Below are 3,330 nucleotides of genomic sequence, written 5' to 3' on the forward strand. Positions count from 1 at the left end.
GGCTCGAATTTCTGAAAGAAATCACTCTTCCGATTTCAAAAGGCAAAGCTGCCGCTGAGGCCGACTGATATACCCTTCATCAACAGTGTCACCGAATCTCCCGGATCGTAGCTCCCTCCAGGGCCCGGAGGGTGAAGTTATAGTTGAGAGCCCCTCCTCCAAAAATTTTAAGTCATACATATTCACTCAGTCTAATACAAAATCATTAGTCCTTTTCTTATCTATAAAAAAAAATCAACAAAGTGTTGACAATTGAATATATTAAAAAACTATATACATATAAATTCTATTTAAGAAATGAGGATGACTATGAAATTATTGATTATAGGCGGAGTAGCCGCTGGTGCAACAGCAGCAGCCAGAGCCAGAAGAATGAATCAGGATATAGATATCACCGTATTGGAAGCAGGACCGGATGTGTCTTTCGCCAACTGCGGACTTCCCTATTATATAGGGGGTGACATTAAAACCCGGAGCAATCTGATTCTTCAGAGCCCCGAGAGTTTTCGCGATCAGTACAATGTGACCGTCGAAACCATGACAGAAGCCGTCAGCATTGACAGGCTGAATAAAACAGTCCGGGCTCTCAATCATGAGACGGGTATAACAAAAAATTTTGAATATGACAGACTGATCCTGTCCCAGGGAGGGAAACCCTTCATTCCCGGGCTGGCCGGGGGAGAGAAGGCTCATGTCTTTTCACTGTGGACCCTGGAAGATATGGACCGTATACATGAATTTATTGAAGAGAAACAACCTGCTTCTGCTGTTGTCATCGGGGGCGGATTTATCGGCCTTGAGATGGTGGAAGCACTCAGAAAAAGAGGTCTGAAGGTGAGTGTTGTCGAGATGGCTCCTCATGTGATGGCCATGATGGAAGGGGAGACCGCAGGTTTTCTTCAGAAAGAGATGCAGGCCTGGGGCATCGGGGTGCACACGGGACTTTCCGTGACCTCTATCGGGGATCATTCTGTTACCCTGAATAACGGTCAGACCCTGGAAGCTGACATGGTTCTTCTGTCAGTAGGAGTCAAACCAACCCTGAAACTGGCGGAAGCTGCGGGCCTTGAAATCGGAAAAGCCGGCGGACTCGCAGTGAATGAATATCTGGAGACCTCTGATCAGAATATTCTGGCCGGGGGGGATATGGCAGAGGTGGTACATACCGTTTCGGGCCGGAAACTGAGAATCCCTCTGGCAGGGCCTGCCAACAGACAGGGACGGATCGCAGCCAACAACGCCCTTGCATCCACTGCCGATGAAAAAATGAAATACAAAGGAGCACAGGCTACTTCAATTGTCCGGATTTTTGATGCTGTTGCCGGTACCACCGGAATGAATCTGAAACAGGCACTGGAGGCAGGGTTCAAGGCGGAAGCCGTGGCTATCCGGAAAGAGAATCATGTCTCATACTATCCAGGTGGGACTCTGGTTGCTATTCATCTGGTATATGACAGGGAGACTGGGAGGATTCTGGGCGCACAGGTCTACGGCGAAGACGGTGTGGATAAAAGACTGGATGTCCTGTCCACAGGCATAAGCGCGGGTTTGAATGCTTCAGACCTGAGTGAACTGGATCTGTCCTATGCTCCTCCCTTTGGATCGGCCAATGATCCTGTCAATATGGCTGGATTCGTGGCAGATAACAGAATGACAGGCTATGGCCCCTCCATCACCGCGGCCGAGCTTGAAGGCTTTGTGGAAGGAAAAAAAATGGCTCTCATCGATATCCGGGACTATTTTACCTTCCAGAAGGGGCACATCCAAGGGGCGTCTAACTTCTCCCCCGAAAAGGTTCTGGAAGATCTGGCGCAGATAGACAAGGATGTTTCAATTCTTGTGGTAGATGATAACGGCAAGACGGCCCACCGGGTGGTACGTCAGCTGCTTCTGGCTGGATATTCGGATGTTCACTTTGTCAGTGGCGGTTACCCCGGTCTGGAATACTTTGGTAGATCGGGAGGTTTCACTTTCATTGACCTTCCGATGGCTGTTCCCGAGGGAAAGACTCTGTCGGATCTTGAGTCTGATCCATCAGAAACCGATGCGAGAGAGGGTAGTTCTGAACCCGCGTCCCCAGGGAATGACAATTCTCTACTCGTCGTGGATGTCAGGTCACCCGGAGAGTTTGCCGGCGGAGCCTATCCCGATGCGGTGAACATACCCCTGGATGAACTTCCCCGGCGCATGGCAGAGCTGGGAGACACAGGCCGGGAAATCACTGTGTACTGCGCCTCCGGTGCCAGAAGTGCCTATGCGGCCCGTATCCTGGCACAGCAGGGGTTCAGTAATGTGAAAAACGGCGGTGGTCTGATGCAGATGATGGCTGGTTGATAACAACAGTTTCAGTATTAAAAGCCCCCGATGGCCTGAGCCTCCGGGGGCTTTTTTGAATTTTAAGAGCCTCAGACCAGGGTTACCTTTGCCTTCTGTCTGTACTTTGTATGGAGCAATTTGTGAGATTTTTCTCCCAAAGGGGCCCCTAGGAACTCTTTGTAGAGCTCCGCCACTGCGGGATTCTCATGAGATTTGCGTAGTGGCTTGCCCTCATCTTCCCGGAATATGGCGTTTATCCGGGACTGCCTGACTTTATTGTCAGTCAAGCGGGGTTGACCACCGCCGCCTATACATCCGCCGGGGCAGGACATGATTTCTACAAAATGAAAGCCTTCACGTCCCTCCTTAATGGCATCCAGCAGATTCGCTGCATTGCCCAGTCCATGAGCTACCGCCAGCTTTACTTCCACACCTCTTAGGAAATCCCAGGCCGGAAGAGTGTCTTCCAGGGTCAGGGAGAGGGTTTTAATCCCCTCAAGACCCGCCAGGGGCCGAATGTGCAGGTTTTCACCCGGTAGAGGCCTGCCGGTTACAATTTCATGAACAGTCCTCAGAGCCGCCTCCATGACCCCACCGGTGTTGGCAAAAATATCTGCCGCTCCCGATGATATTCCCAGGGGAGCATCCATTTCTGAATCGGCCAGGTTCGGGAAATCCAGTCCGGCCTGTCTAATCATTCGTCCCAGCTCCCGGGTTGTCAGAACATAATCCACATCCTGGTACCCGCTGTCATTCATCTCATCCCTGGCGGCCTCGAATTTTTTGGCCGTACAGGGCATCACCGAAACGACTGTCATTTTTGACGGGTCTACTCCCACTTTTCCGGCATAGTAGGTCTTCGCCAGGGCTCCGAACATTTGCTGGGGAGACTTGCAGCTTGACAGATTAGGCATGAATTCAGGATAGAAATACTCTGTAAACTGAATCCATCCTGGAGAACAGCTGGTGAATTGCGGCAGAGCCGCCTCTTTCCCATCGACAAGGACGGTTTTG

2 protein-coding genes are annotated in these 3,330 nt (G+C 50.9%); one reads left to right on the forward strand and one right to left on the reverse strand.

The genetic code is table 11. The annotated features are described in order from the left end of the window. Window positions 1-309: 309 nt before the first annotated feature. Window positions 310-2,334: an FAD-dependent oxidoreductase gene (locus PF479_RS01665; RefSeq protein ID WP_298001588.1), complete on the forward strand. Its 2,025-nt coding sequence runs from the start codon at window positions 310-312 to the stop codon at window positions 2,332-2,334. Window positions 2,335-2,405: 71 nt separating this feature from the next. Here PF479_RS01665 and PF479_RS01670 read toward each other — a convergent pair. Then, window positions 2,406-3,330 (reverse strand): [Fe-Fe] hydrogenase large subunit C-terminal domain-containing protein (locus PF479_RS01670; RefSeq protein WP_298001590.1); only part of this gene is annotated, 925 nt, incomplete at its 5' end.

The sequence above is a fragment of the Oceanispirochaeta sp. genome (assembly GCF_027859075.1).
In the GTDB taxonomy this organism is placed as follows: domain Bacteria; phylum Spirochaetota; class Spirochaetia; order DSM-2461; family DSM-2461; genus Oceanispirochaeta.